The sequence below is a fragment of the uncultured Sneathiella sp. genome (genome assembly GCF_963973085.1).
Classification (GTDB): domain Bacteria; phylum Pseudomonadota; class Alphaproteobacteria; order Sneathiellales; family Sneathiellaceae; genus Sneathiella.
In genome coordinates this window covers 106933-131802 of record NZ_CAXAXA010000005.1, presented here as the reverse complement: position 1 = coordinate 131802, position 24870 = coordinate 106933, and the positions used below count along the sequence as shown (strand labels likewise).

Below are 24870 nucleotides of genomic sequence, written 5' to 3'. Positions count from 1 at the left end.
TCAGCGGCCCTTGAAGTTGGCTTTCCGTTTGCCAAGGAACGCGGAAACGCCCTCGATGAAGTCTTCTGTCTGGCTTGCCTTCTGCTGGAAATCCCGCTCGACCGCCAGCTGCGTTTCAAGATCGTTGCCAAGACTCTCGTTCATGGCCTTCTTGATCAGCGTATACCCCGCGGTCGGCCCGGAGGCTAAGCGTTTTGCGAGCTCCTCTGCTGCGGGCATCAGCCCGTCGTCCGGATAGCTTTTCCAGATCAACCCCATCTTTTCGGCGTCTTCGGCCGGGAGTTTGTCCCCTAGCATGGCGAGGCCCATGGCCTTACCCGATCCCACGAGGCGCGGCAGAAAATAAGTGCTGCCGGCATCGGGTACGAGACCGATATGGCAAAAGGCCTGAAGAAAATAGGCGGACTTGGCGGCGAGCACAATGTCGCAGGCGAGGGCCAGGCTCATGCTGGCCCCGGCCGCGATACCATTGACCGCGGCAATAACAGGTTTGTCAAGCGCCCGGACAAAGAGGATCAGTGGATTATAGTTTTTCTCCAGTGTTTCTCCAGCATCCAGAGCCCCGCCCGACGCGCTGCTTGAAGATAGATCGGCGCCTGCGCCAAAGGCCCGGCCTTCGCCGGTGATCAGGACGGCGCGAACGTCATCGCCCTTCAATACCGGCATAATCGAGCGCAATTCCTCATGCATTTCGTCGCTGAAAGAATTCAGCTTGTCCGGCCGGTTCAGCGTGATTTTCGCGACTCCATCCTGGACATCGAACTTAATCGTAGCGTAGGTCATGGTTCCCGTACTTTCTTGTTTGTTGGTTTTCCGAAAGCTTGTTTGCCAGAGATTAATCGAATAATCAGGGGGATAACAGGATTTTTCTTCTATATTCAGAGGTGGCGTGAAGAAGAGCTTGAACGTTAAGCAGAAATCCGGCGGAAAGGACGAGAAGGAATAGAGCCTATATTTTAGCGCGAGAGCGCTGGCTCAGCGTGTTTCACACAATTGCGACCCGATTTTTTCGCAGAATACAGAGCCTGATCCGCTCGGTTGATAAATGTCATCACATTCTCTCGATTTGCATATGCTGTTACACCAAGTGACATTGTGATTTTACCAACTTCCTTCTTGGTGGAGCGCTTGATGAGCTTCTTCGCGGAAATTGCCATTCGCAGGTCATTTGCAATATTGACGGCTTCAGACAATTCAGTGTTAGGAAGAATGACGCTAAATTCTTCACCTCCATATCTCGCGGCGACAGCGCTACCGTCTATTCCCTTCGCCAATGTGCTCGCGACCAGTTTTATCACCTGATCTCCGAAGGTGTGACCATGTGTGTCATTGAAATCCTTGAAGTGGTCAATGTCGGCCATGATCAGGCACAGGTTTGCTTCTTTTTCTTGTGCTTCACTTACTTTCTTCGCAAGTTCCATATCGAAACTTTTGCGATTGGGAATTCCGGTAAGGGAATCGGTGTGGGCTTCCTGCTGAACAAATTGCAGCCGTCTTTTCAGGTCCGCTATTTCGCGGGACGCACTGTCGATGCCCTGTTGTAAGCTGATTGTATTGCCGGACATGGAATTAGTCTGGCTGACAATCTCGTCGATGATACCTTGCAGTTCTGCTCCGCTCAACTCTTCAACTTTTTCAGCAAAGCTATTCAGGTTTTCCCCATACGAAGAATAGTTGGCAGAGCTTTCGTTGAGATTACCCAACATTTCTTCCATGGATTTTTGAACCAACCGGCTCGTTTCCTGGACCGCTCTGCCTTCTTTTTCACGAGTGAAAAATTGTGCATAAAGGTCAAGGCCGATTTTGTCTGTATACTTTCCGTGTTTGGTAATTAGTTCATTAACAGCCCGCGTTAGATCCGGATTGGATTCCTGTATATACTCATACCAGATGGCATAATTATGAGGAGTTTGTCGGATCCCTCTTTCTTCCATCAGCGCCATTGCTTTTCTGGCATTGACGCGGACTTTTTCAAAATCATCTATCGGCAACAATTTTATCATCCCCCAATAACGAAATTTTTCCGAGACTGTACTGTGCAAATGCGGGTTTGTCAGTATACAAAGTCCATGAAATGGTAAAAAATTGTGGAAAATGAGAACTGTTGATATTATTAGGGAATTATCTTACAAATAATTGTAATTATTGTTTAATTATTCTATTAATACATGTATTACTATACGCCTAGATAATTATGCTTTACTTCCTCACTTTCGAGTAATGCCTGGCTCGAACCTTCCCAGACGATAGAGCCTTTCTCAATGATATAGTGGCGATCTGCGATGTCGGCGAGGGCGCGGATATTCTTGTCGATGACCAAGATAGCTTGCCCTTCCTTTTTTAAGCTGACGAGGCATTGCCAGATTTCCTGGCGAATGAGTGGTGCAAGCCCCTCCGTCGCTTCATCAAGCAGGAGAATATCCGGGTTGGTCATCAGTGCGCGGGCGACGGCTAGCATTTGCTGTTCTCCGCCGGAAAGCTGGCTTCCCATGCTATGCTTGCGTTCCTGAAGTTTGGGGAAAAGTGTCCAGATTGTCTCCAGTGTCCAACGGCTATTGCCGGAAGGGCCAGCATGCGCCGTTGCTATCAGATTTTCTTCAACATTCAGATTGGGCGATATCATCCGGCCTTCGGGGACCACCCCGATACCCATTCGGGCGATACGGTAAGGTGAAAGGGAGGTTATATCCTTGCCTCGGAACTTTATGACACCACTGCGCGCGGGTGTAAGACCCATAATTGAGCGGATCGTTGTTGTTTTTCCCATGCCGTTTCGGCCCATCAGGGTGACGACTTCTCCTTCCTTCACAGCCAGCGACATATCGAACAGAACCTGGCTTTGTCCGTAAAAGCTGTTGATGGCATTTACTTCGAGCATGGCTCAGCTTTCCTCCCCGAGATAGGCCTGACGGACTTCTTCGTTGTCACGGATCTCATCGGGTGTTCCTGTCGCAATTGCCCGACCATAGACAAGAACGCTAATTCTGTCAGCAAGGCTGAAAACCGCATCCATGTCATGTTCAATCAACAGGATGCTGTAACGTGATTTCAGCGCCGCGAGACGCTTGATCAGGCGCTCGCTGTCTTCTCCTGACATGCCGGCCATCGGCTCGTCCAGCAGTAGCATCTTTGGCTTCGTCGCCAGCGCGATAGCGATTTCAAGTTGCCGTTGCGCCCCGTGGCTCAGGCTGTAAACGGGCGTGTTGGCCTGCCCCTCCAGTTCCAGTTCCTGCAATATCTTGTGGGCCGGTTCGTTGAGTTTTTTGCTTTTTCCGACCATTTGCCAAAATTGAAAGGAATGTCCACTATGCGCCTGAACCGCTAGGCGAATATTTTCGAGAACCGTAAAATTCTGAAAGAGGGAGGTAATCTGGAACGACCGGGCAAGCCCGAGATGAGAGCGCTTCGGTTCCGACAGCCGGCGCAGGTTCCGTCCGCCAAAAATGATCTTTCCAGCGTCCGAAGAGATTTCTCCGGTCAGCTGCTTGATCAATGTGGTCTTTCCCGCGCCGTTGGGCCCGATAATGGCGTGCAGCTCCCCTTCGCGCACGGTGAGTGACAACTCATCCGTAGCCAGCAGTCCGTCGTAGCGCTTTACCAAATTCTCGACGATTAGAATATCATTCGCCGTCATGGGTCTTTCCTAGGCTGCGGGAGAAAGCTGTCAATGCCATTTCGGGCAAACAAAACGATCAGGATCAGAAGCGGGCCGAATATCAACTGCCAGTATTCGCCGACGTGAAGACCGCCAATTGTGAGTGGGATGGAGGAAAGCAACTCTTCCAGCATCAGAAAGGCGAGCGCCCCGTAGAGCGGGCCGAACAAGCTGGCCATGCCGCCCAGCACAATCATGATGATAAGATCACCGGAACGGGTCCAATGCATCATATCGGGGCTGACAAAATCATTGAGGTTGGCCATCAGGAACCCCGCATACCCGGCTATCGTGCCAGCAATAACGAAGGCCGTCAGGCGGTATTTATAGGGTGAGAAACCAATGGCGCGCATTCTCGCCTCGTTCGATTTGGTGCCGCGAATGACATTGCCAAAGGGTGACTCGACAAGTCGGTGCATGAGGTAGAGCACCACAAGAAGCGACACAAATATCAGATAATAGAGACTCTTTTCATCATTCAGATCAATCAGGCCCAGCATGTCACTGCGTGAATAAATCGTCAGGCCGTCATCCGCGCCGTAGGTTTCCACGCCGACGGCACTGAAATACAGCATTTGGGAGAAGGCCATGGTGATCATGATGAAATAGACGCCGCGTGTCCTGAGGCTGATGGCGCCGATAATCAGGGCGATGAGTGCCGACCCCAGTAACGCGGCGGTGAGTTGTATATAGCCGTTCAACATCCAGTCGATGCCATCCTCGAATGCATGGAAGGCCCCAATGCCGACGCAATAGGCGCCGACGCCAATGTATGCTGCATGACCGAAGCTGACCATTCCGCCATATCCGATCAGCAGGTTGAGGCTGAGAGCGGCAATGGCTAGGATCAGAATTCTCGCAACAAGTCCGGTATAGAAGCTGTCGCCCATCCAGTCCGTGAGGAAGGGGATCATGCCGAGAAAGACAAGCAGGGCTGTATTCAGAATGTGCCGTGAAGACAAGATCATCGGCCAACCCCTTTGGGCGGAAAGAGGCCTTGCGGCTTGATGGCAAGGACGAGGGCCATTAACAGATATATCATCATCGATGAAATCGCTGGGGCGGCCGTTGAGGCACTAGCCTCCGGCAGGACCAGGTTCAATATCTCTGGCAGAAAGGATCGTCCCACCGTATCAATCAGGCCGATCAGGATGGCGGCGATAAAGGCGCCCTTGATCGAGCCGATCCCGCCAATAACGATAACAACCAGGGTCAGGATCAGAATGCTTTCCCCCATGCCGATCTCCACTGACAGGATAGGGCCAGCCATTAGTCCGGCGAGCCCGGCGAGCGCGGCACCAAGACCGAATACAAGCGTAAATAGCAGCCTGATATTGATCCCGAGCGCGCCGATCATTTCGCGGTTGCTTGCGCCTGCCCGGATCAGCATGCCAAGCTTTGTCCGGGTCACAATGAAATACAGCAGCCCTGCGACGAAGAAGCCGACAAGAATAATCGCGAGGCGGAAGGCCGGGTAGGGCGCCCCTGGAATAATCTCGACCGTCTGGTTCAGAAAATCCGGAAGTGGGATCACCAGTCCGATCGGCCCCCAAATCAGGCGGGTTGCCTCATTAAAGAACAGGATCAGGCCAAAGGTCGCCATGACTTGATCCAGATGGTCGCGGGCATACAAGGTTCGAAGTGCGATCATCTCGACAACGACGCCCAGAAGGAAGACGGCCGGTAATGTCAGGAGCGCGCCGAGCAAGAAGGAGTCCGTCCAGCCTGTGAAGGTTGCACAAAAATAGGCGCCCATCATATAGAGCGATCCATGTGCCAGATTGACCATGTCCATGATGCCGAAGACAAGCGTCAGACCAGCTGCCAGCAGGAACAACAACAGGCCAAGCTGGAAACCGTTGAGTATTTGCTCCAGCAATAACAACCAGTTCATGGATACGCCTTATCGTGAATTTGACTTAAGCTTAAGAAAAAAGCGCGTAGGCCCAATCGACATACGCGCCTTCTCCGTTCTCATCAGAAGGGCTGACGGTTTATTTCATGCTGCATTCTTGCGCATAGGGATCCTGATGATTTTCATACACGGTTGAAACGATCTTCGTCGTATAGTCACCATTTTCATCTTTGACTACTTGGCGCAGATAGAAGTTCTGGATCGGAATATTGTTGTTACCGAATTTCAGTTCCCCACGCACGCTCTGGAATTCTGCGGCTTTCAAGGCGCTACGTACGGCGTCCCGATCACTCAGGTCGCCATTCACTTTTTCAACTGCACTGTTGATCAGCATGATGGAATCATAGGACTGCGCCGCATAATGGCTTGGGTAGTGGCCATATTTTGCCTTGAAGTCGGTTACGAATTTCTTGTTTGCCGGAGTATCAAGATCAGGTGACCAGAACATGGTCATAAGACTACCTTCCGCCAGCTCGCCAATCCGTGGCAGGCTGATGCTGTCGATCGTGAAAACCGTATAAAGCGGAACGGTTTTGGCCAGTTCGGCTTGGGCATATTGCGTGATGAACTGAGCACCATGCTTCCCGGGGTAGAAGACAAATAAGGCATCCGGCTCGGCGGCACGGACTTTTGCCAGTTCAGCAGAAAAGTCAAGTTGGGCCGGGAATTTTGTCATGTCCTTGCCGACGACTTCACCTTTAAAGGTCCGCTCAACGCCGCTGACCATATTCTTTCCCGCGGCATAGTTCGGGGCCATGATATAAAGCTTCTTGATACCGCGTTGGTTTAGAACTTCTCCCATTGCCATGGTTGTCTGGTCATTCTGCCAGGAAGTCGAGAACAGGTCTTCATGGCAAAGCTTGCCTGCAAGAGGGCTCGGGCCAGCATTGGAACTGATCATGAATGTGTCGTTATCAACAGCGCTTTTGTAGGAGGCCATCAAAACATGGCTCCAGATGTAACCGGCAATAAAATCAACGTTATCCTTCTTGACCAGCTTGTCAGTTTTCTGCTTGCCAATTTCCGGTTTGAAGCCATCATCTTCATAAATAACGTCAATATCGCGCCCGGCCATTTTGCCGCCAAGATGTTCAACTGCAAGATCGACAGCTTCGCGCATGTCTTTCCCGATCGCGCCGGCACCAGTCGTTAATGTCGTCACAAAGCCGATTTTTACGGCATCCGCCGCGCTGGCCATCGCCGGGGCGCCCAACAACGCTACCGCGGAAATCAGGCTGATATATTTCTTGTTCACAATAAATTCTCCCTGTGCTGTATCAGAAACGGATTGTCCTGCACTACTCCCATAAGTGGCCTATAGAATAAGAGTTTTTGCCTTCGGCGCAAAGAATTTGTTTTTCCTGCCATGCATCCGATTGCATTGGGCCGATGTTAATTGAAAGCCTTGAAGGTTATCATCGTAAAGGTGTCCTTGATGCCGGGAAGGGCCTGGATCTGTTCATTCACGAAATGGCCGGTATCCTGATCATCATTGAGATAGCATTTCATCATCAGGTCATACTTACCTGAAATTGAGTAAACCTCCGAGACATGCTCGACATTTTCCACCGCTTCTGCGGCGACATGGTACGCCTTGCCAAGCTCACATTTCACCATGACAAAAATTGTTTTCACAAAAGGATACCTTCCCGCAGAGCTTCTGCCGCTACATAATCCGGTGTGTAAAATGTTGTTGTATAATACAAATTTTGGCGGGAGTTGAAAGCAAAAAAGGCTTCCCTTGGGAAGCCTTGTGCCGGATCCTGATTTATTTCTGGGCTGTCTTGCCGAGCGGAATTTTAAAGAAGGCTGGCACATTATCGCCGAGGCCGACAACGGGGGCATCCCCTTCATCGTTGGCGTGGCGGGGCGTACGCCTCTTCGGTGCAGAAGGGCTGGCTGCCTTGTTTTCCTTTTTAACAGACGGCTTCGGAGTGCTTTCTGTTGCCGGTTCAGATTTCTTGCGGGCCGCTCTCGCTTTTGGCGCCTCATCTGCATTGCGGCGCCGACTACTCTTTGGATTGCGCTCTGCTTTTTTCTCGCGTTCAGCGATCTCTGCGGCCTCTTCGCTGACCTCTTCCATTCCGTCCAATGTCAACAGGGGAATTTTTCGGCCCACCAGTTTTTCAACAGCATCAAGATATTTGGTTTCGCTTTTTGTGGCGATGGTATAGGCATGGCCTTCCTGACCGGCGCGACCTGTGCGTCCGATACGGTGGATATAATCCTCCGCATGTGTTGGAACGTCGAAGTTAAACACATGGCTGACCGCACTGACATCGATACCGCGGGCGGCAACATCGGAACAGACGAGGATCTTGATTTCGCCGTTCTTGAACTTGTCGAGGGTTTCCATGCGATGGCTTTGGCTCATGTCGCCATGCAATGCACCAGCGTTGAACCCATGTTTGACAAGTGATCCATGCAGGATATCAACATCTTTCTTGCGATTGCAGAAGATAAAGGCGGTCCTGACTTCTTCCCGTTTTAACAGCTTGCGGATAGCGGGGCGTTTTTCGGCACGCTGTACTACATATAGCCCTTGCGTCACCGTCGCTGCCGTTGAGGTCGGCGCAGAGACGGCAACTTCCTTCGGGTTCATCAGGAACTTATCCGCCAGCTTGCGCATTTCCTTCGACATGGTGGCGGAGAAGAAGAGTGTCTGTCGCAATGGCGGCAATAGCCCAACAATTCGTTCAACATCCGGAATAAAGCCCATATCCATCATCCGGTCGGCTTCGTCAATCACAAGTGTTTTTACGCCATTGAGAAGCACTTTGCCGCGCTCGACATGGTCAAGCAGGCGGCCCGGTGTTGCAATCAGGACATCGACGCCCTTATCGAGCTTGGAGTCTTGGTCGGAAAAAGACATGCCGCCAATCAGGAGCGCCATGGAGAGTTTGCTGTATTTACCGTATGTCTCGAAATTGTCGGCGACCTGTGCCGCAAGTTCCCGCGTTGGTTCCAGGATCAGGGAGCGCGGCATGCGCGCCTTCGCCTGACCGGAGGCGAGAATATCAATCATTGGCAAGGTAAAGCCCGCCGTCTTGCCGGTGCCTGTCTGGGCTGTGCCAAGAACATCGCGCCCCATCAGTACGTAAGGAATCGCCTTTTCCTGTATGGGGGTTGGATTTTCGTAACCGGTTTCCTTAACCGCTTTCAATACTTCGGTACTTAGTCCGAGATCTGCAAATATCATATAGTGTGAACTACCGTTCGAATAAATATAAAATCTTCGTAAAACAGAGCGCAATCTAGAGAATTAATGCACTCTGTCAAATGTTTCCTGCGAATTTTCCAGTAAAACCGCGCCTGAGAAGGCTGTATTACACTAAAATGCCAAAGGATTAAAGTTAACGGTTCTCAAGCTGGTGTCTTGACTGTAAAAGAGATTTCAACCTCTAAAAAGCAAAACGCATCATAAATTACATCATATTGCAAAAAAATGACAGAAAAACATTCACTTGTCCTTATTCCCGGGTTGCTCTGTACCGGTGATTTATGGCGCGACCAGATTGACGCACTGGATGATATAGCGAATATCACCGTCGCAGATCATACGCGCGACGATACAGTGCCCGCGATCGCCAGTCGATTGTTGTCAGAGGCACCCGAGCGTTTTGCCCTCGCGGGATTGAGCATGGGCGGTTATATCGCGCTTGAGGTTATGCGACAGGCGCCGGAACGCGTCACTCATCTTGCGATCATGGATTCGCGTGCCATAGCGGATACGCCGGAGGAGGGGCAAAGGCGCCTCGATTTTATCAATCTGGTTGAGAAGGGATCGGCTTTCAAGGGGGTGACCCGTAGTTTGTTGCCTATCCTGATTCATCCCTCCCGTCTTGAGGATGAGGAATTGACAGATCGTATTTTCAAGATGGCGGAAGATGTCGGGAAAGAAGCGTTTATCAGACAAGAGCGTGCCTTGCTTGCGCGTGAGGTACTGTGGGATGTGCTGAAGACAATCTCCTGCCCGACGCTGGTTCTCTCCGGCGCCGATGACAAACTGATTCCGGCTTCTGTCCAGCGGGAAATGGCCGTGGAAATCCCGACTGCACAATATGTGGAGATTCCCGAGTGCGGACACCTGCCGACGATGGAAGAGCCGGAGATTACCAGTAAATATATGCGCCACTGGCTCGCACGGAGTTAAATTTTCGCCTAGACGTCGAGGTCCTCAACATATTGGGCGTTCTCCTGAATAAAGGCGAAACGCAGCTCTGGCCGTTTGCCCATCAGGCTTTCAACGCGGTCGGCTGTTTCACCAAATTCCTCCATCGGGACATCGACTTTCAGCAGCACCCGGTTTTTCGGGTTCATCGTCGTTTCCTTGAGCTGCGCCGGCGGCATCTCACCAAGGCCCTTGAACCGGCTGATATCAACCTTGCCACGGCCCGTCATTTCTGTCTCCATCAGGCGGTCCTTATGGGCATCATCCATGGCGTAGAGTGTCTTACCCCCTTGCGAAAGACGGTAAAGCGGTGGTTGCGCCAGATAGAGGTGGCCATCGGTGATAAGCTGGCGCATCTCGCGATAGAAGAAGGTCATCAGTAGTGAAGCGATATGGGCACCGTCGACATCGGCATCGGTCATGATGATGACCTTGTCATAGCGGAGGTCTTCGCTCCGGTATTTGTCGCGCAGCCCACAACCGAGCGCCTGAACAAGGTCTTTCAGTTCCTGATTGGCGTTAATCTTGTCATTGGTTGCGGAGGCGACGTTAAGGATTTTTCCGCGAAGCGGCAAGATCGCCTGCGTTTTACGGTCACGGCCCTGTTTGGCGGAGCCGCCAGCACTATCACCCTCGACTATGAATATCTCAGTACCTTCGCGTCCGCTCTGGCTGCAGTCAGCCAGCTTGCCGGGAAGGCGAAGACGGCTTGTCGCCGTTTTACGGCTGGTTTCCTTTTCCTGTCGGCGGCGGAGACGTTCCTCTGATTTTTCGATCACCCAGGCGAGCAGGTTATTCGCCTGATCCGGCGCCGCCGCCAGCCAGTTGTCGAAGTGATCTTTGATGGCAAGATCGACAAGTCGGCTTGCCTCGGTCGTTGTCAGTTTTTCCTTGGTCTGCCCTTGAAACTGCGGGTCTGGAATAAAGACGGAAAGTACCGCAGAGGCGCCGGAGAGAATATCCTCCGCCGTAACCTGTGCGGCCTTCTTGTTATTAATCAGCTCCCCATAGGCTTTCAGGCCGCGAAGAAGCGCCCCGCGAAACCCAAGTTCATGGGTGCCACCCTCGGGCGTCGGAACCGTGTTACAATAGGAGTTGAGAAAGGACATGTTCGTCAGCGGCCAGGCAATTGCCCATTCAACGCGTCCCCGGTCATTGTCCAGTTCGACCCGGCCCGCAAAGGGTTCCTGCGTGACAGCTTTGACGCCGTCGAGGGAGGCATCCAGAAAATCGCGTAAACCACCCGGAAAGTGAAGTGTTGCCTCCGCCGGTGTGTCGTCCTTGATCAGTTCCTCGTCGCATTTCCAGCGGATTTCCACGCCCCGGAAAAGATAGGCTTTCGAGCGGACCAGCTTGTATAGTCTGGCCGGGCGAAGCGCCGTGCCTGCCTCGAAGATTTCCGGATCGGGATGAAACTGGACTGAGGTGCCGCGGCGGTTCGGCGCGGCGCCGATTTTTTCAAGCGGAGTCTGGGGCGTACCTCTTGAGAATTCCTGCCGCCAGAGTTCCTTTTCGCGAGCGACCTCCACTATCATGCGATCGGAGAGGGCATTCACCACGGAAATACCGACGCCATGCAGCCCGCCCGCTGTGTGATACACCTTGTTTGAAAATTTACCGCCCGAATGAAGCGTCGTCAGAATCACTTCCAGCGCCGATTTGTCCTTGAACTTGGGATGTCGGTCAATCGGGATGCCACGTCCGTTATCGCGAATGGCGAGGGAGCCGTCGGCGAAAAGCTCAACCTCGATCCGGGTGGCGTGACCGGCGACGGCCTCATCCATGGAGTTATCGAGTACTTCTGCGGCCAGATGATGACGCGCGCGCTCGTCTGTGCCGCCAATATACATGCCGGGGCGGAGCCGGACAGGCTCCAGTCCTTCAAGGACCTCAATATCCTTGGCGGAGTAATCAGAGTTTTCAGATTTCGGTTGTTGGAAAAGATCGGACATAAAGCTGTTTCGCTGACCTAAAAGTTACGCTTTGCAGGATAAAACCTGTTTTTTCAACTTGCTGAAAGTGTATAACTTATACCCCTAACACATAGCAACTAGGAAGCCCATAGATCATGACGAGTGAATTCCGTGACCCTGTTATCCGTACTGCGCCGATGCCCAGTGACTGCAACAATAACGGCGATATTTTCGGGGGCTGGGTTCTGTCGCAAATGGACATGGCAGGCGGAATTCTTGCCGCGCGACGGGCAAAGGGACGCACTGTGACAGTTGCGGTCGAAGCGATGACCTTCCATCAGCCGATCAAGGTTGGCGATGTCGTCAGCATTTATGGGGAGATCGAGCGGGTAGGGCGGACGTCGGTCGCGGTGAAACTGACGACTATCGTCACGCGTAAACTGAACCCGGAAGAGATTAAGGTGACCGAAGGGACTTACATATTTGTTGCTATCGATGACAACGGCAATCCGCGTCCGGTTGATTGAGATCACATATAACAAGAAAGGCCACTGATTCCTCAGCGGCCTTTTTTTGATTTGAAGCGATCTTAAACGCTGTAATACATATCGAACTCGATTGGATGAGGCGCATGTTCAAACCGGAACACGTCTTCCCATTTCATGTTGATGTATCCATCAAGCATGTCATCGGTGAAGACGCCGCCCTTTTTCAGGAACTCGCGGTCTGCATCAAGAGCTTCCAAAGCCTCACGAAGGGAGCCGCACACTGTCGGGATGTCTTTCAGTTCTTCCGGCGGTAAGTCATACAGATCCTTGTCCATGGCATCGCCCGGATGGATCTTGTTCTGGATACCGTCAAGGCCTGCCATCATCATTGCCGCAAACGCAAGATAGGGGTTCGCCGTGCAGTCCGGGAAGCGAACTTCAACACGCTTTCCGTTCGGGCTCGGAGAGTAGGGGATACGGCATGAAGCGGAACGGTTGCGCGCGGAATAGGCGAGCAGGACCGGTGCCTCGAAGCCCGGGATCAGGCGCTTGTATGAGTTGGTGCTGGCATTGGTGAAGGCATTGAGTGCCTTGGCATGCTTGATTACGCCGCCAATGTAGAAAAGTGCTGTTTCGGACAGGTCCGCATAGCCCGACCCGGCGAAGGCCGGCTTGCCGCCTTTCCAGATAGACATATGAGTGTGCATTCCCGATCCGTTGTCGCCGGAAACCGGCTTCGGCATGAAGGTAACCGTCTTGCCGTAAGCATGAGCGACGTTATGAACGACATATTTCTGCTTCTGGATTTCGTCTGCAGCACCCACAAGGGTGCTGAATTTCATGCCAAGTTCATGCTGGCTCGGTGCCACTTCATGGTGATGCTTCTCAACCGAAAGGCCAATTTCTTTGCAGACAGAAACCATTTCACTGCGGATGTCGGCGCCGCTGTCAACAGGCTGGACCGGAAAGTAGCCGCCTTTGACGCGCGGACGGTGGCCACTGTTGCCGCCTTCAATTTCAACTCCGCCCATAGTCGGGGATTCGACATCACTGAGTTTATAAAAGGTATGATGACTGCCGTTTGCGAACTGTACGTCGTCAAACATGAAGAATTCCGCTTCGGGCCCGAAATAGGCCGTATCGCCGATTCCGGTGCTGGCGAGATAGGCTTCTGCCTTTTTCGCAACGGAGCGCGGATCACGCTCGTAGCTTTCACCGCTCATTGGATCGAGAATATCGCAGAAAACGATCAGGGTCGGGCGGGCTGCAAACGGGTCCATGACCGCCGTTGAATTATCCGGCATCAGGGTCATGTCTGATTCATTGATGGCTTTCCAGCCGGTAATGGACGAGCCGTCAAACATCACGCCATCTTCAAACATGTCCTCGTCGACAACATCCACATGCATGGCGAGATGCTGCCATTTACCTTTCGGGTCGGTAAAACGAAGATCCACATATTCGACTTCATTTTCCTTGATCATTTTAAGAATATCAGCAGCCATTGTAACGTCTCTCTGTTTAACTGTTCAGGGAATGGGTTCGCCGCCCGTTTGCCGGGCGTGCTTAAAATTCAGATCGCTTCAGGGCCTTTCTCGCCCGTCCGGATGCGAATAACTTCTTCGACGGTGGAGACGAAAATCTTCCCATCCCCGATCCGTCCTGTTCTGGCGGCCTGTTGAATGGCTTCCAGCGCCCTTTCAACCAGCGAATCTTCCAGAACAATCTCGATTTTCACCTTGGGCAGGAAATCCACCACATATTCCGCACCGCGATAGAGTTCCGTGTGGCCTTTCTGGCGGCCGAAACCTTTCGCTTCGGTTACAGTGATGCCCTGTAGCCCGACTTCGTGAAGGGCTTCCTTCACTTCATCAAGTTTGAACGGTTTGATGATCGCTTCGATTTTTTTCATAAGGCAGGTCTCAACTAAATTTAGATGTCAGATCGTCCAAGGTGACTTCGCCCTTTCTATAGCATGAGGCGTGCCAGAATTGGGAAGTAATTTTAACGGCGCGCGGAGTCTCAAAAAACTGCGGTTTCCAGAACCTCCCGAGCGGTTGGGGGCAGGTTGGCTAAAAAATAGGCGATTAAAAAACAGGCAAATGATTAAAAATTAATCAGATGATATCTTGCGCAGTTTGTAGAGACCCTTGAAGTCGTTGGGATCCGCTACTTCACCCTTGCGAATGATCAGAAGTTTCTCCTGACGGGCGAGATGAATGGCCTGCTGGCGCACGGCTGTCATATATTTGCGCCAGACATCCTTGGGCGCGGTTGGTTTTGCGCGATCGGCAGCAATGGCGGCGGCAATTTCCTGCGGCGCGACATCTTTTCCCGAGCTCACAGCGCGAAGGATATAACCGATGACCGGATCTTCTTCGGCGGGGTTCTTGGCGGTGTCGTCGGAATTATTGCGCTCGTCAGTCATTGTGCGGTCCTGATGATAGGTGAGGGGCGGTTGTAATAGTCAATCAGCAAAAATGCAAGCAGTGCCCAAACGGCTTTCCGTTTTTCAATAATGGGGCGGCTTCTCGGCATCCGAAGAGGCAGGCAGCGTACCCTCAAGAGATATTATGCGATCATGGGCGGAGACGAGTTTTCGCTTGAGAAGCTCAATCTCCTGCCATTGCCGGTTCACCATGTCGCTGAGTTCACCAATGGTTTGTTCCTGCTCCGTGAATTTGAGCTCCAGGTCGGTAAGACGCTTTTCGTCCATGGCCTACAGTCCTTTCAGGAAGTCGTCGAAGCGGTCCATGGCGCGTTCGATATTTTCCAGCGAGTTGGCGTAAGAGAAGCGGACATAGCCTTCGCCTTCCGCGCCGAAGCTGGTCCCGGCGATTACCGCGACACCTTTTTCATTGAGCAGGCGGTCCTGCATCTCTTTCGCGGACAGCCCGGTGCCGGAAATATTTGGGAAAGCGTAGAAAGCGCCTTTCGGCAGGACGCAGCTTACGCCCGGCGCGGCATTCAGGCGCTCGTGGATCAGGGCGCGACGCGTATCGAACGCTTCCATCATCATATCGACGGGCCCTTGGTCACCCTTGAGAGCCTCAATCCCGGCAAACTGCGCGGCGGCGTTCACGCAGGAATGGAAATTGACGCAAAGGCGCTGGGCATGGGGAACAAGATTTTCCGGCCAAAGCCCCCATCCCATTCGCCATCCAGTCATGGCATAGGTTTTCGACCAGCCGTCGAGAACGATCAGCCGGTCGCGTAAATCCGGGAACTGCAACATGCTGCAATGACCTTCTCCGTCATAGGTCATGCGGCTGTATATTTCGTCCGATAATACATAGACTTCTGGGTGTTTCTTCAGACCTTCAGCAAGCTTTTCGAGTTCTGCTTTGGGAACAATGCCGCCGGTCGGATTGGCGGGTGTGTTGAGAATGATCAGTCTCGTCCGCTCGGTAATCTGAGAGAGGACGGTATCGGCATCGAACGAAAAGCCGTTCTCCTCAATCAGGCGGATCGGAACCGGGGTCGCGCCGGTGTACCGGATCATGCTTTCATAAATCGGGAAGCCGGGATTCGGATACATGATTTCCGCGCCATCCTCACCGAACATCTCAATGGCGAAGGCCATGGTGACCTTGCCGCCGGGAACGACGATGATGTGATCCGGGTTTACGGTGACGCCGCGATATCTGGCAATATCCTCGGCCACAGTCTCGCGAAGTTCCGGGATGCCGTTGGCGGCTGTATAGCCATGCGCGCCGCTTCGAAGCGCCTTGACCGCCGCCTCGACGATATTCTCCGGTGTGGGAAAATCCGGCTGCCCAATACCGAGGTTGATCACGTCCATACCATCGGCCGCCAACGCATTGGCGCGCGCCAGTACATCGAAAGCGGTTTCGGTCCCCAGACGGGACATTTTCTCTGAAATGGCCATTCTCTTCCTCACGTCTCCCTATTATGGGTCAAGATATGCCGCCCTTTCGGGGCCGGGGCAAGGAAAGAATCCAATCCCGCCGGGCTTTGCATGGTTTTGCTTGAAATTGCCGTTTATCCGGGCATAACTTGTGTGCGCAATTAATATCTGACAGGAAATAGCGTGAAAAATACCAGTGATGTGCTCGGCGGCTTCGGGACGACGATATTCGAGGTTATGTCCAAGCTTGCGATCGAGCATAAGGCGATCAACCTAGGGCAGGGGTTTCCCGATGAGGACGGCCCGGCGGATATCCGGCACGCCGCCGCCAAGGCAGTGGAGGAGGGGCCGAACCAGTATCCGCCGATGATGGGTATACCGGAGCTGCGTCAGGCCGTTGCCGCGCATGATGCGCGGTTCTATGGCCTCAGTGTCAATTGGCAGACGGATGTGCTGGTGACGTCCGGCGCGACGGAGGCGCTGGCGGCGAGCATGCTCGGGCTGATCAATCCGGGGGACGAGGTGGTCCTGTTCGAGCCTCTCTATGACTGTTACCTGCCGATGATAAAGCTCGCGGGCGGTATTCCGAAATTCGTCCGGCTGGATCCACCCAATTGGGAAATTGATCCAGACAAGCTCCGCGCCGCTTTCAGTGACAGGACGAAGCTCATCCTGATGAACAGCCCGATGAACCCGACGGGCAAGGTTTTTTCGCGCGAGGAGCTGGAACTGATTGCAGAACTCGCCATCAAACATGATACCTACGCGATCTGCGATGAAGTCTATGAGCATATTATTTTCGGTGACAAGAAGCATTTGTCACTCATGACTCTGCCAGGCATGGGGGAGCGGACGGCGCGTATCGCTTCTGCGGGCAAGACATTTTCGCTGACCGGCTGGAAAGTCGGCTATCTTACTGCGACGGCGGAACTGACTGTTCGCATCGCCAAGGCGCATCAGTTTCTCACCTTCACCACGGCACCCAACCTGCAAAAGGCGGTCGCCTATGGGCTGGCGAAGGAAAATGATTTCTATGACGACTTGAGGGCGTCGATGCAGTCGAAGCGGGACATTTTCCGCGATGGTCTCAATCGTATCGGCTTCACGACAGCGGAGTGCGATGGCACCTATTTCATCAATGCGGATATCAGCTCGATCGGTTTTGACGGCACGGATGAGGAATTCTGCCGCCTGATCACGACGGATGCCGGAGTTGCCGCCGTGCCGTTCAGCGCCTTTTACCAGTCGGCGGGTGCGCGTGATAATTTTGCCCGTTTCTGTTTTTGTAAAAAGACCGAGGTACTGGAAGCGGCGATTGAAAAACTTGCTGATTTTTTTAAACCGGCAGGCTAAAGTTTTCTTGACCGGTCTCGATAGGATCGCTAAACAAGGCGGCTCCTGCGGCGAGCGTAGCTCAGTTGGTTAGAGCGCCTGACTGTGACTCAGGAGGTCGGGGGTTCAAGACCCCTCGCCCGCCCCAAATCAGAAGCCCCGAAGTCTCACGATTTCGGGGCTTTTTTGTGCCTTAATTAAGGTTAGAAAATATCCAGACCTTGAGGTGAATCTACATTAAGATAAACGGAAATTTGGTTTCCTGTAATTAATGGAGTATTTTATACCAATGAAAATTCTCATGAAATTCAGAGCATCTACTCTTTGCTGGATTCTATGTATGGCAATTACAAATTTGGTATTTACTACCTCTTTTGTCTTTGCAGATAATACAACTGATTTTTTTGAAGCGTCAGATTGTGCTGCCAGAAAAACGCCAATAACAGAAGCTTGGAAAACGTTGTACGATAGGCCTAAAGATATGGAAGATAGTGATCCGATGATGGAACTCTATATACTTGCGTTAGCCTTTTACAAGGATTGCGGAATTGATTTGTCAGCATTACCCATGGAAAAAGGCATTCCAATTTTGGGTATATACAGTTCAATGCTTGATACACGTATTATGAACCGTATTTATTTGAATCAATAATCTTACTAATCGTTGCTCCCTAAAAAATAACAAAAACAATTCAGTTTTTGTTATTTTTTACTAATTATTTCATTCCACCCAAACATTTAATGTACAGCGCCAGCTGCCTACGAAGACAACGTCGGTAAAAAACGGCAGGAAGAAAGGCTGAGATGATGTTGCTAATACGGCAGCATCGTTTATCAGCAGTTTTTCCCGCTTACATCATTTTTTTTCCGAGTCAGCACTCAACCTAGGATGCTTTCCTCACCCTGTCTATGGGGTGTTGGTTGCGGAAGCCGACGGCGATCCGGTTCCAGACATTGATCGTGCTGATCGCAATCGTCAGATCCATAATTTCTTTTTCGGAAAAATAGTCCCTGAGGGGTTCGAACGCCGTGTCGGGAGCGCCGGTGCCTGCAACATTGGTCAAGGCTTCTGTCCATTCCAGCACAGCACGTTCGCGGTCATCGAAGACAGGGGATTCACGCCAGACGCTGATAAGGTTGATCCATTGCTCGCTCAGACCGCTCCGCCTTGCTTCCTTGGAATGCATATCGACGCAATAGGCACAGCCATTTATTTGCGAAGCGCGTAACTTGAGCAGGTGAATAAGATGCGGATCAAGGCCTGATTGTTTGGCAACATAATTCTCCAGGCCAAGCACTGCTTGAATGGCTTCCGGGGACGCTTTGGTAAAATCCAGTCGGGCTTGCATGATAATCTCCTTTTTTGGGTTAGCTTTTAGTAGTTGATTTACGTTCATGAAGGGCAAGAAATCGGCAGCCCCGTTCCATGATCGATCCGTCATCCGTTGCGCTCAGGTCTGTAATGAGGTCGGCGATAGTGACGTTGCGAAGTTCCGCACGATAGGCCTGCTCCGCGCGCAGCATCGCCGCATTGATGCCGCAGGGTTTGACAAATGTGCTCTTTGGCAAGGGATTCGGGCCTCGTTGGCGGATTTCCTTGCATCGGAAAGCGGGTTCGGCCCCTTCAACGGCCAGTACGATGTCAAGAAGGGAGATATTCTCAGGGGAACGGTTAAGGCGATAGCCGCCTTTTGGCCCCGGAACAGTCGTGAGTATGCCGCGGCTGGACAGCGCCTGGAGGTGCTTCAGAAGGTAGCTTGTGGAGACGCCGTGAAATTCCGCCAAAGCGGCGGCAGACAGGACGCCATTTTCGGAAAGTCCGCACATCATGGTGACGCTGTGAATTGCCTGTTCTATGCCTGCACTTAGTTTCATGGAAGTCTCTCGAAAATCATGGATAAAATATATCTATGATTAGTTTATGTCAATATGGAAAGACGAAAATCAGCAAGAATGGATGTTCTTCAGTCCTCAGAAGAGGGTTTTTTCCAATTGTAATTCTTTCGCTTCTTCTGCTGTTTGCCGATCCAGACTTCCGCTTTCCGGCGCCAGCGGCGGAGATAGGGAGAGTCGGCGGATAGAATGATGAGGCCGAGGGGGATCATCCAGAAGCCGAGGACGGGCAGGAAACCGAGAATGCCGCCAAGAACGAGAGCCCAGCCTAAGATCAAGCGCCCAAATCTGGTCTTCGGCTTTTTGATGTTGGGTTTTCTCATGAATTCCGTCGCTGTGGCTTTCGTCGCGGGACTTTCCATATGATATCAAAAAACGGCGTCGTCAAGGAATGGCGGTTGCCCGAAACGATCTCAACGCCTAATCTCTTTTCCGGCACTAATATCAAGCGGGGGATGATATGACCGACGATCTGGCCTATGCAACGGCGACAGAATTACTTGAGGGATACCGGGCAGGGACAATCTCGCCCGTGGAGGCGACACAGGCCGCCCTGTCCCAGATCGAGAAATACAATGGCGCACTCAATGCGTTTGTGCTGGTGGATGAGGATTATGCGTTGGCCAGCGCCCGGGAATCCGAGGCGCGCTGGCAGGCGGGAACACCAAAAGGACTTGTTGATGGCGTTCCGACGACGATCAAGGATATTTTGCTGACGAAAGGCTGGCCGACACTGCGGGGTTCGATGAGCGTCGATGCCGCAGGGCCGTGGAATGATGATGCACCCTCCGTCGCTCGTCTGAAAGAACATGGCGCGGTCATCCTCGGAAAGACAACTTCGCCGGAGTTTGGCTGGAAGGGGGTGACCGATAGCCCGCGGACCGGCATTACACGGAATCCGTGGAATACGGACATGACGCCGGGCGGATCCAGCGGTGGTGCGTCTGCGGCCTGTGCATCGGGCATGGGCGTGCTGCATGTCGGAACGGACGGTGGCGGTTCCATTCGTATACCTGCCTCCTTCACCGGGATATTCGGAATCAAGCCGAGCTATGGTCGGGTGCCTGCCTGGCCTCTCTCACCCTTCGGAACAGTGGCGCATGTCGGGCCGATGACTCGGACCGTGACGGATTCTGCCCTGATGCTGCGGGTAATGAGCGGGCCGGATGCGCGCGACTGGACGACATTGCCCTTCGTCGACACAGACTATGTTGCGGCCCTGTCCGCCTCGATCAAGGGAAAGCGGGTTGCCTATAGCCCAACGCTCGGCTATGCGGCCGTGGATCCGGAGGTTGCGGCGGCGGTCAAGAGGGGGGCTGAACTCTTCGCGGAACTTGGCGCAAATGTTGAAGAAGTAGATTTTCTTTTTGAGAATCCCTTGCCGATTTTCAATGTTCTCTGGTGGTCGGGCGCACGCTTTGCCCTTCGAAACCTGACGGACAAACAGCTGAACGAGCTTGATCCCGGTCTGCGCCGCGTGTTCGAGGAGGCGGCCTCCATCACGCTCACCGATTACTTGGAAGCGGTTCAGGCACGCGGTGAGCTTGGCAATCGAATGAAGCAGTTTCACGAGACCTACGATCTGCTGCTGACGCCTTCGCTTGCCATTCCGGCATTTGAGGTCGGCAAGCTCGCGCCGACAGAACTGGAGGAGGTTGGCGGCTGGGTGGACTGGACGCCGTTTTCCTATCCCTTCAATCTGACGCAGCAGCCAGCCTGCTCCATTCCCTGTGGTCTTAATTCAGAGGGGCTGCCGATCGGGTTGCAGATCGTCGGGCCAATGCAGGATGACGCAGCGGTTCTCAATGCGGCCTATGCCTTTGAACGCGTATCGCCCGTCGCCTCGGCGCGGCCGGACCTCACAAAAATAGTCTGATAAAATGTCTCTGCCGACCGAACTGCTCAGCGTTGAGGAAATGTATCTGGCGGACCGCCTTGCGATTGACGGCGGTGTGGCGGGTTCCATGCTCATGGAAACGGCTGGTGAGGGGATTGCGATTCAGATACAGCGAAAATGGCCGCCCGGTCGTGCCCTCGTTCTATGCGGACCGGGGAATAACGGGGGGGACGGTTATGTTGTCGCCCGCCGGTTGCAGGAGGCAGGCTGGCAGATCGATCTTGCGTCCATCTCCGATCCGGAGTTGCTGAAAGGGGATGCGGCGCTTATGCGGGACCAGTGGAATGGCCCGATTTTGTCGCTTGCACGGGCCGAGGTGGCTGATATTGATCTTGTTGTGGATGCCGTCTTCGGAGCAGGCTTTTCCCGCTATCTTGAGAGCGATCTCGCCTCTTTTTTTGCGCGGATAAAACGGGAGTTGATTCCGGTCGTCGCCGTCGATATGCCAAGCGGTGTCAATGGAGATACCGGCGCGGTAGATGCAGGCGCCATTCCGGCGGCGATGACCGTCAGCTTCTTTCGCGCTAAACCGGGACATTTCCTCTACCCCGGCCGCGCCTATTGCGGCGAGTTGAAGATTATCGATATAGGCATCGATGCGGACTATCTTGAGGAAATTGACCCAGAGACGCATTTGAACGACCCGGAGCTCTGGCGGGACGATTTACCGTCACTCGGACCAGAGATACAGAAATATAGCCGTGGCCATGCGGCAGTTGTTGGCGGCGGCATTGCCTCAACCGGGGCAGCGAGGTTGGCGGCGCGCGCAAGTCTGAGGGCCGGGGCAGGGGCGACAACTGTCGTCAGTCCGCCATCGGCGCTGCAAACATATGCGGCCGCGCTGGAGGCCGTAATGGTCATCGCCCTCTCAGAAGGGCAGGCATTTGAGGACTGGCTTCGCGATAAGCGGATCGGAACTGTCCTTGTCGGTCCGGGCAATGGGGTTACCGAGCGGACACGAAAATTTACAAGCATCGCACTGGAAAGCCCGGCGAATGTCATTCTCGATGCGGATGGCCTGACGGTCTTCAGGGATGACCCCGATACGCTGTTCTCGCTCATCGCGGAGAAGGAACATGGGGAAGTGGTGATTACACCTCATGAGGCGGAGTTCGAGCGTATATTCTCACTCGCAGGATCAAAACTGGATCGGGCGAGAACAGCGGCGTCTTTGTCAGGAGCTGTGGTCCTGCTGAAAGGGGCGGATACCGTTATTGCAACTCCCGACGGCAAGGCCGTCATTAATTATAATGCCCCTCCATATCTTGCGACGGCGGGATCCGGCGACGTTCTAGCGGGCCTGATCACGGGATTTTTCTCGGGCGGAATGAGCGCATTTTCTGCCGCCTCGGCAGCAGCCTGGATACATGGCGAGGCAGGCAGTATGGTAGGGCCCGGATTGATTGCCGAGGATATTGAAACTGTCGTTCCGTCAATTTTGCGCAAACTTTTAGACAGTCATAAAAAAGCCTAAAATGCGATGCACTTTTCAACAGTTTTTTTACGAATTTCCCGTATTGATTATTTATAACGGAAAAATTCGGCATTTTATTTTGGGTGAGTAGCATGTTTTTCAAGAAGCAAAGTTTACGCGATCGGATCGCTTCGGGCGACATTTTTTACCGCGGCATGATGTTGAGCCTGCAAGAACAGGCAAAAGTTCTTCGCATTACAGATGATGACCAGGGTATTCCGCATGTCCATTATGAGAAAACCGTTCTTCGGACCGGATATCAGGAACATGCCGGAACGAATGTACTGGCCCTTGCGATTTTCGAGCGGGATTTTCACGCGGCATAATTCAATTGTTCCCGTGTGACGGTCATCCGGCTTTTGGAAACAATCCATTGCCAATGTCCCTGTTTCCTTACTGACAGGTTGTAATCGGCGTTGATTTCACCCTGCCGATAGATGCCTTTTCCGTTGTTTTTACTTTTCTCGCCCTTTATTGGGAATTCCCCTAGTCAATCCCAGAAATCATATGCTATAGACAGCCGCTCCCGGTTCGGGCGGTTGCAAAATTTTGTGAGCGCCGCCGGGTTTAAATTCGAGATGCGGGTGTGGCGGAATTGGTAGACGCGCTGGTTTTAGGTACCAGTTTCTTACGAAGTGGGGGTTCGATTCCCTCCACCCGCACCAGGATATAAAGGAAGCTTTCGGGCTGGCGTTTCTCGTCACAGGATGTGAGGAGGAGCGTTTATTGCTAAATAAAAGATGACGGGCGATCGTTCATGCAAATTACACAAACTAACTCTGACGGCCTAAAGCGGGATTTCACGATTGTTGTTGAGGCTGCGGAAATCGACACCAAGGTTACGAACAAACTGACCGAGGTTGGCGCGGATATCAAACTTCCGGGGTTTCGTCCGGGGAAAGTGCCGCTTGCCATTTTGCGTCAGCGTTTCGGCAAATCCGTCATGGGCGAAGTGCTTGAGCAAACGGTCAATGAGGTAAGCCAGAAGGCGCTGGATGACAACTCCCTGCGCCCGGCCCAGCAGCCAAAGATCGAAATCACAAAATTCGATGAAGGGGAAGATCTCGAATTCACGATTGAAGTTGAGATTATGCCGGACTTCGAGCCGATGGATTTTTCAAAGCTGAAGCTGGAAAAACTTGTTGCTGACGTTGAGGACGACAAGGTCGACGAAGCCTTGACCGAAATTGCCGGTCAACAAAAGAATTTCGTTGCCATCACCAGCAAACGCAAATCGAAAGAAGGCGACGCGCTTCTGATTGATTTCGTTGGCAAGGTGGATGGGGTCCCCTTTGACGGCGGATCCGCGGAAGGTCATCAGCTGGAGCTCGGTTCCAATTCCTTCATTCCCGGCTTTGAAGAGCAACTCGTTGGGGCGAAGGCCGGTGATGATGTCGAGGTCAAGGTGACGTTCCCGGAAAATTACGGCGCGGAAAACCTGGCGGGCAAGGATGCTGTATTCGATGTCAAAGTCCATGAAGTGCGTGAAGCGGCGGATGTCGAGATCAATGACGAGTTCGCGACCAAACTCGGCCTTGAGAACCTTGATGCCTTGAAGGACGCGGTCCGAGGTCAGATCGAGCAGCAGTACAACCAGCTTTCACGACAGTCCCTGAAACGCAAGATGCTGGACGCCATGGCGGAAGCACATGATTTCGACGTTCCTCCCGGAATGAAGGACAGTGAATTCGAGAATATCTGGAAACAGTTTGAGCAGGAGCTGGAGCAGTCCGGCCAGAAGCTGGAGGATCAGGATCAGTCCGAGGAAGAACTGCGCGAGGAATATACAGGCATCGCCGAACGCCGCGTGCGTCTTGGGCTGCTGCTCGCGGAAGTCGGTCGGATCAACAATATCGAAGTCTCTCAGGAGGAGGTCAACCAGGCCATGGTGGCGCAGGCCCGCAACTATCCGGGTCAGGAACAAATGATTTTTGAGATGTTCCAGAAACGCCCTGAAATGCAGGCGCAGCTTCGCGCACCGATCTTTGAAGACAAGGTTATTGACTTCATCTCGGAACTGGCAACGGTCACGGAGAAAAAGGTCTCGGTTGACGAACTGATGAAGGATCCGGACGAGGAAGAGGCCGCGAAACCAAAGAAAAAGCCAACCGCCAAGAAAAAGGCTGCGGCTGAAAAAGGGGAGACGAAGAAAGCCACACCCAAGAAAGCGGCGCCTAAGAAACCGGCTGCGAAAAAACCAGCCGAAAAGAAATCGGCCGAAAAGAAATAATCCGAATTTCATTGATGTGGATTTACAGTTGCGT

At 52.8% G+C, this 24870-nt stretch carries 26 protein-coding genes and 2 tRNA genes; 10 read left to right on the top strand and 18 right to left on the bottom strand.

Annotated elements, in window-relative coordinates:
- The 9 genes from AACZ19_RS13565 to AACZ19_RS13525 form a co-directional block, all read right to left on the bottom strand.
- The gene (locus tag AACZ19_RS13565; protein ID WP_339634851.1) at window positions 1-783 is read right to left on the bottom strand and encodes an enoyl-CoA hydratase-related protein; all 783 of its coding nucleotides are present in this window, start codon (window positions 781-783) and stop codon (window positions 1-3) included.
- A gap of 173 nt (window positions 784-956) precedes the next feature.
- Window positions 957-1991, bottom strand: coding sequence for a GGDEF domain-containing protein (locus tag AACZ19_RS13560; RefSeq protein WP_339634849.1), 1035 nt, complete (start codon window positions 1989-1991; stop codon window positions 957-959).
- A 185-nt stretch (window positions 1992-2176) separates the two neighbouring features.
- Window positions 2177-2878, bottom strand: a complete 702-nt coding sequence (locus AACZ19_RS13555; protein WP_339634847.1) for an ABC transporter ATP-binding protein — start codon at window positions 2876-2878, stop codon at window positions 2177-2179.
- A 3-nt stretch (window positions 2879-2881) separates the two neighbouring features.
- Entirely contained in the window at window positions 2882-3634 is a 753-nt protein-coding gene (locus tag AACZ19_RS13550) for an ABC transporter ATP-binding protein (RefSeq protein ID WP_339634846.1), read from the bottom strand.
- A complete protein-coding gene (locus AACZ19_RS13545; protein ID WP_339634844.1) occupies window positions 3631-4623 on the bottom strand; it encodes a branched-chain amino acid ABC transporter permease in 993 nt (330 codons plus the stop codon). Before AACZ19_RS13545 ends, AACZ19_RS13550 begins: the two co-directional genes overlap by 4 nt.
- Complete coding sequence (locus AACZ19_RS13540; RefSeq protein WP_339634842.1) at window positions 4620-5549, bottom strand: branched-chain amino acid ABC transporter permease; 930 nt, start codon at window positions 5547-5549, stop codon at window positions 4620-4622. Before AACZ19_RS13540 ends, AACZ19_RS13545 begins: the two co-directional genes overlap by 4 nt.
- A 100-nt stretch (window positions 5550-5649) precedes the next feature.
- Window positions 5650-6825, bottom strand: a complete 1176-nt coding sequence (locus tag AACZ19_RS13535) for an ABC transporter substrate-binding protein (protein ID WP_339634840.1) — start codon at window positions 6823-6825, stop codon at window positions 5650-5652.
- 137 nt (window positions 6826-6962) lie between these two features.
- Window positions 6963-7205, bottom strand: coding sequence for an Lrp/AsnC ligand binding domain-containing protein (locus AACZ19_RS13530; protein WP_339634838.1), 243 nt, complete (start codon window positions 7203-7205; stop codon window positions 6963-6965).
- A gap of 133 nt (window positions 7206-7338) precedes the next feature.
- Window positions 7339-8769 carry a DEAD/DEAH box helicase gene (locus AACZ19_RS13525; RefSeq protein ID WP_339634836.1) on the bottom strand — a complete coding sequence of 477 codons (1431 nt, stop codon included), beginning with the start codon at window positions 8767-8769 and terminating at the stop codon, window positions 7339-7341.
- A gap of 246 nt (window positions 8770-9015) precedes the next feature.
- On the opposite strand from AACZ19_RS13525, the gene AACZ19_RS13520 reads away from it, so the two are divergent.
- The gene (locus tag AACZ19_RS13520; protein ID WP_339634834.1) at window positions 9016-9723 is read left to right on the top strand and encodes an alpha/beta hydrolase; all 708 of its coding nucleotides are present in this window, start codon (window positions 9016-9018) and stop codon (window positions 9721-9723) included.
- 8 nt (window positions 9724-9731) lie between these two features.
- On the opposite strand, the gene parE is transcribed toward AACZ19_RS13520, so the two are convergent.
- Complete coding sequence (gene parE / locus AACZ19_RS13515; RefSeq protein ID WP_339634832.1) at window positions 9732-11693, bottom strand: DNA topoisomerase IV subunit B; 1962 nt, start codon at window positions 11691-11693, stop codon at window positions 9732-9734.
- Window positions 11694-11809: 116 nt separating this feature from the next.
- Between parE and AACZ19_RS13510 the strand changes: the two genes are divergently transcribed.
- Window positions 11810-12181 (top strand): acyl-CoA thioesterase, encoded by a 372-nt coding sequence (locus tag AACZ19_RS13510; RefSeq protein ID WP_339634830.1) that lies wholly within the window; start codon window positions 11810-11812, stop codon window positions 12179-12181.
- A gap of 62 nt (window positions 12182-12243) precedes the next feature.
- On the opposite strand, the gene glnA is transcribed toward AACZ19_RS13510, so the two are convergent.
- The 5 genes from glnA to AACZ19_RS13485 form a co-directional block, all read right to left on the bottom strand.
- On the bottom strand, window positions 12244-13647 hold the full coding sequence (glnA, locus tag AACZ19_RS13505; protein WP_339634828.1) for a type I glutamate--ammonia ligase: 1404 nt from the start codon (window positions 13645-13647) through the stop codon (window positions 12244-12246).
- Window positions 13648-13715: 68 nt separating this feature from the next.
- A complete protein-coding gene (locus tag AACZ19_RS13500; protein ID WP_293962718.1) occupies window positions 13716-14054 on the bottom strand; it encodes a P-II family nitrogen regulator in 339 nt (112 codons plus the stop codon).
- Between the two features lie 201 nt (window positions 14055-14255).
- Window positions 14256-14570, bottom strand: a complete 315-nt coding sequence (locus tag AACZ19_RS13495; RefSeq protein WP_339634824.1) for a DUF3253 domain-containing protein — start codon at window positions 14568-14570, stop codon at window positions 14256-14258.
- Window positions 14571-14654: 84 nt separating this feature from the next.
- Window positions 14655-14858 (bottom strand): SlyX family protein, encoded by a 204-nt coding sequence (locus AACZ19_RS13490; RefSeq protein WP_339634822.1) that lies wholly within the window; start codon window positions 14856-14858, stop codon window positions 14655-14657.
- Window positions 14859-14861: 3 nt separating this feature from the next.
- Entirely contained in the window at window positions 14862-16031 is a 1170-nt protein-coding gene (locus AACZ19_RS13485) for a pyridoxal phosphate-dependent aminotransferase (protein WP_339634820.1), read from the bottom strand.
- Window positions 16032-16193: 162 nt separating this feature from the next.
- On the opposite strand from AACZ19_RS13485, the gene AACZ19_RS13480 reads away from it, so the two are divergent.
- The 3 genes from AACZ19_RS13480 to AACZ19_RS13470 all read left to right on the top strand — a co-directional run bounded on the left by AACZ19_RS13480 (window position 16194) and on the right by AACZ19_RS13470 (window position 17994).
- Entirely contained in the window at window positions 16194-17363 is a 1170-nt protein-coding gene (locus tag AACZ19_RS13480) for an aminotransferase (RefSeq protein WP_339634818.1), read from the top strand.
- 50 nt (window positions 17364-17413) lie between these two features.
- Window positions 17414-17490: transfer RNA gene (locus tag AACZ19_RS13475), tRNA-His, on the top strand.
- Between the two features lie 192 nt (window positions 17491-17682).
- Window positions 17683-17994 (top strand): hypothetical protein, encoded by a 312-nt coding sequence (locus AACZ19_RS13470; protein ID WP_339634816.1) that lies wholly within the window; start codon window positions 17683-17685, stop codon window positions 17992-17994.
- A gap of 232 nt (window positions 17995-18226) precedes the next feature.
- Here AACZ19_RS13470 and AACZ19_RS13465 read toward each other — a convergent pair whose 3' ends face one another.
- From AACZ19_RS13465 to AACZ19_RS13455, 3 genes are all read right to left on the bottom strand, one after another.
- On the bottom strand, window positions 18227-18691 hold the full coding sequence (locus tag AACZ19_RS13465) for a carboxymuconolactone decarboxylase family protein (protein ID WP_339634815.1): 465 nt from the start codon (window positions 18689-18691) through the stop codon (window positions 18227-18229).
- A 19-nt stretch (window positions 18692-18710) separates the two neighbouring features.
- Window positions 18711-19217: an Rrf2 family transcriptional regulator gene (locus AACZ19_RS13460; protein ID WP_339634814.1), complete on the bottom strand. Its 507-nt coding sequence runs from the start codon at window positions 19215-19217 to the stop codon at window positions 18711-18713.
- An 89-nt stretch (window positions 19218-19306) separates the two neighbouring features.
- Window positions 19307-19558, bottom strand: coding sequence for a PGPGW domain-containing protein (locus AACZ19_RS13455; protein WP_339634812.1), 252 nt, complete (start codon window positions 19556-19558; stop codon window positions 19307-19309).
- A gap of 137 nt (window positions 19559-19695) precedes the next feature.
- On the opposite strand from AACZ19_RS13455, the gene AACZ19_RS13450 reads away from it, so the two are divergent.
- The 5 genes from AACZ19_RS13450 to tig all read left to right on the top strand — a co-directional run bounded on the left by AACZ19_RS13450 (window position 19696) and on the right by tig (window position 24836).
- The gene (locus AACZ19_RS13450; protein WP_339634810.1) at window positions 19696-21111 is read left to right on the top strand and encodes an amidase; all 1416 of its coding nucleotides are present in this window, start codon (window positions 19696-19698) and stop codon (window positions 21109-21111) included.
- Window positions 21112-21115: 4 nt separating this feature from the next.
- Window positions 21116-22606 (top strand): NAD(P)H-hydrate dehydratase, encoded by a 1491-nt coding sequence (locus tag AACZ19_RS13445; RefSeq protein WP_339634808.1) that lies wholly within the window; start codon window positions 21116-21118, stop codon window positions 22604-22606.
- A gap of 92 nt (window positions 22607-22698) precedes the next feature.
- On the top strand, window positions 22699-22932 hold the full coding sequence (locus tag AACZ19_RS13440) for a hypothetical protein (protein WP_339634807.1): 234 nt from the start codon (window positions 22699-22701) through the stop codon (window positions 22930-22932).
- A 254-nt stretch (window positions 22933-23186) separates the two neighbouring features.
- A tRNA-Leu gene (locus tag AACZ19_RS13435) sits at window positions 23187-23271 on the top strand.
- A 92-nt stretch (window positions 23272-23363) separates the two neighbouring features.
- Window positions 23364-24836, top strand: coding sequence for a trigger factor (gene tig / locus AACZ19_RS13430; protein ID WP_339634805.1), 1473 nt, complete (start codon window positions 23364-23366; stop codon window positions 24834-24836).
- The last annotated feature ends 34 nt before the right edge of the window (window positions 24837-24870 follow it).

Bases quoted from the DNA above. Each gene is read 5' to 3' on its own strand.
- AACZ19_RS13465 (WP_339634815.1), bottom strand. From the start codon at position 18,691: ATGCAAGCCCGACTGGATTTTACCAAAGCGTCCCCGGAAGCCATTCAA.
- AACZ19_RS13520 (WP_339634834.1), top strand. From the start codon at position 9,016: ATGACAGAAAAACATTCACTTGTCCTTATTCCCGGGTTGCTCTGTACC.
- AACZ19_RS13565 (WP_339634851.1), bottom strand. From the start codon at position 783: ATGACCTACGCTACGATTAAGTTCGATGTCCAGGATGGAGTCGCGAAA.
- AACZ19_RS13450 (WP_339634810.1), top strand. From the start codon at position 19,696: ATGACCGACGATCTGGCCTATGCAACGGCGACAGAATTACTTGAGGGA.
- AACZ19_RS13495 (WP_339634824.1), bottom strand. From the start codon at position 14,570: ATGACTGACGAGCGCAATAATTCCGACGACACCGCCAAGAACCCCGCC.
- tig (WP_339634805.1), top strand. From the start codon at position 23,364: ATGCAAATTACACAAACTAACTCTGACGGCCTAAAGCGGGATTTCACG.
- AACZ19_RS13550 (WP_339634846.1), bottom strand. From the start codon at position 3,634: ATGACGGCGAATGATATTCTAATCGTCGAGAATTTGGTAAAGCGCTAC.
- AACZ19_RS13460 (WP_339634814.1), bottom strand. From the start codon at position 19,217: ATGAAACTAAGTGCAGGCATAGAACAGGCAATTCACAGCGTCACCATG.
- AACZ19_RS13540 (WP_339634842.1), bottom strand. From the start codon at position 5,549: ATGAACTGGTTGTTATTGCTGGAGCAAATACTCAACGGTTTCCAGCTT.
- AACZ19_RS13490 (WP_339634822.1), bottom strand. From the start codon at position 14,858: ATGGACGAAAAGCGTCTTACCGACCTGGAGCTCAAATTCACGGAGCAG.
- AACZ19_RS13455 (WP_339634812.1), bottom strand. From the start codon at position 19,558: ATGAGAAAACCCAACATCAAAAAGCCGAAGACCAGATTTGGGCGCTTG.
- AACZ19_RS13470 (WP_339634816.1), top strand. From the start codon at position 17,683: ATGGCAATTACAAATTTGGTATTTACTACCTCTTTTGTCTTTGCAGAT.
- AACZ19_RS13525 (WP_339634836.1), bottom strand. From the start codon at position 8,769: ATGATATTTGCAGATCTCGGACTAAGTACCGAAGTATTGAAAGCGGTT.
- AACZ19_RS13500 (WP_293962718.1), bottom strand. From the start codon at position 14,054: ATGAAAAAAATCGAAGCGATCATCAAACCGTTCAAACTTGATGAAGTG.
- parE (WP_339634832.1), bottom strand. From the start codon at position 11,693: ATGTCCGATCTTTTCCAACAACCGAAATCTGAAAACTCTGATTACTCC.
- AACZ19_RS13555 (WP_339634847.1), bottom strand. From the start codon at position 2,878: ATGCTCGAAGTAAATGCCATCAACAGCTTTTACGGACAAAGCCAGGTT.
- AACZ19_RS13440 (WP_339634807.1), top strand. From the start codon at position 22,699: ATGTTTTTCAAGAAGCAAAGTTTACGCGATCGGATCGCTTCGGGCGAC.
- AACZ19_RS13545 (WP_339634844.1), bottom strand. From the start codon at position 4,623: ATGATCTTGTCTTCACGGCACATTCTGAATACAGCCCTGCTTGTCTTT.
- glnA (WP_339634828.1), bottom strand. From the start codon at position 13,647: ATGGCTGCTGATATTCTTAAAATGATCAAGGAAAATGAAGTCGAATAT.
- AACZ19_RS13510 (WP_339634830.1), top strand. From the start codon at position 11,810: ATGACGAGTGAATTCCGTGACCCTGTTATCCGTACTGCGCCGATGCCC.
- AACZ19_RS13485 (WP_339634820.1), bottom strand. From the start codon at position 16,031: ATGGCCATTTCAGAGAAAATGTCCCGTCTGGGGACCGAAACCGCTTTC.
- AACZ19_RS13445 (WP_339634808.1), top strand. From the start codon at position 21,116: ATGTCTCTGCCGACCGAACTGCTCAGCGTTGAGGAAATGTATCTGGCG.